At 37.3% G+C, this 1,672-nt stretch carries 2 protein-coding genes; both read left to right on the top strand.

Features of this window, described 5'->3' with window-relative positions; all coding sequences use genetic code 11:
• Positions 1 to 222 precede the first annotated feature (222 nt).
• A complete protein-coding gene (locus BBH99_RS11495; protein ID WP_066695644.1) occupies positions 223 to 1,407 on the top strand; it encodes an MFS transporter in 1,185 nt (394 codons plus the stop codon).
• 127 nt (positions 1,408 to 1,534) lie between these two features.
• A partial coding sequence (locus tag BBH99_RS11490; RefSeq protein WP_185111074.1) for a DsbA family protein occupies positions 1,535 to 1,672 on the top strand: 138 nt, incomplete at its 3' end.

The raw sequence follows: 1,672 nt of genomic DNA, 5'->3' as shown, positions 1-1,672 counted from the left end.
GTGTGTTATTACAAATGTAAAGATAAAATTGGATAATACTTTAAAAAAAAAAAACTCTTTGTTGGAGCAGGTTATAAGAAAAAAACATATAACACTTACAGGTGAAATCAATCATAATTAGTTCCTCTTTTTTATGAAAATGCCTACCTTTGAGTCCATTAAAAAACAGATCCAAAACATTCAGTCATCAGGATCTATCTTCTATTCATTAAAAATTTTAAGATGCAGGTAAATTCTACCAACGGTATTTCCAGAACAGTGGTCTGGTTAATGGCTATCATTTCAGGACTTGTAGTGGCTAACAATTATTATAACCAGCCTTTGCTGGCGTTGATCTCTGAAGATCTTCACGTTTCTGAGGCGGCTGCCAGCAAGATTTCTGTACTTACCCAAATTGGGTATGCCCTCGGATTATTACTGATTGTGCCGCTTGGAGATAAATTTTTCCGTAAGAAATTAATTCTTGTTGATTTGTTTCTTGTTTTTGGATCCCTTCTTTGGATGACCTTTGCCAACCAGTTATGGATGCTGTATGCGTCCAGTTTATTGATTGGAGCTACCTCTGTAATCCCTCAGCTGTTTGTTCCCATTGCTGCTGAACTGTCATCAGACAAAGAAAAATCAGCTAATATCGGACTGGTAATGTCCGGGCTTTTATTGGGAATCCTTCTTTCCCGTTTCATTGGCGGCATTGTAGGAGAAATTTGGGGCTGGAGAGCCATGTTTGGAATTGCAGCAGGATTAATGATTTTAGTGTGGCTGGCAGTTTATAAAATGCTTCCGGAACTCTCTCCCAATTTTAAAGGGACCTACAAAGAATTGATGCGTTCCGTAATTCATCTTGCCAGAACACAGCCGATTCTTCAGTTAGCATCTTTCCGTGGAGCTATGGCTTTCGGATCTATGTGTGCCTTATTTACAACATTGGTTTTCCATATGGAAAAACCACCTTTTAATGCGGGTTCATCCGTAGTAGGAAGCTTTGGACTGGCCGGAGCTGTTGGAGCTTTGGCAGCAGCAAAAGTAGGAAATCTGCAAAGATATTTAGATATCAACCGCATCATCTTATATTCTTTATTAATTCTGATCGGAAGCTGGGGATTCACTTATTTTGCGGGAGAAACCTATTGGGGGCTAATTGTTGGAGTAATCCTTGTAGACCTTGGAGTACAATCCAGTCATATTATGAACCAGACCAATTATTTTTTAATTAAATCTAACGCAGTGAACAGACTGAATACAGTGTATATGGTTTCTTATTTCATTGGAGGTTCGCTGGGAACATGGCTGGCATCTTTGGCATGGCAGAAAGCGCAATGGACAGGTGTATGCGCTGTAGGAACTTCTTTTGGAGTTCTTGCACTAATTGCTCATGTTTTGTTTTGTAACAAGGTCAATAAGTCTTAACATTGAATGTCTGAATACACAGAAACATAAAAGACCATATAATTACAGATTGTCTTAAATAATAAATGTAACAAATTTTATTACATTAAAATAAATCCGTATCTTTGTTATGTTAAATTTAAATAGAATGAAAATAGAAATCTGGTCGGACGTAATGTGTCCGTTTTGTTATATAGGAAAAAATAATTTTGAACAGGCATTAGAAAAATTGCCATTTAAAGACGAAGTGGAAGTAGAGTGGAAGAGCTTTCAGCTTGATCCAACA

Origin of the sequence: Chryseobacterium contaminans (assembly GCF_001684955.1) — a bacterium.
In the GTDB taxonomy this organism is placed as follows: domain Bacteria; phylum Bacteroidota; class Bacteroidia; order Flavobacteriales; family Weeksellaceae; genus Chryseobacterium; species Chryseobacterium contaminans.
This window is presented reverse-complemented; position numbering and strand designations above follow the sequence as displayed.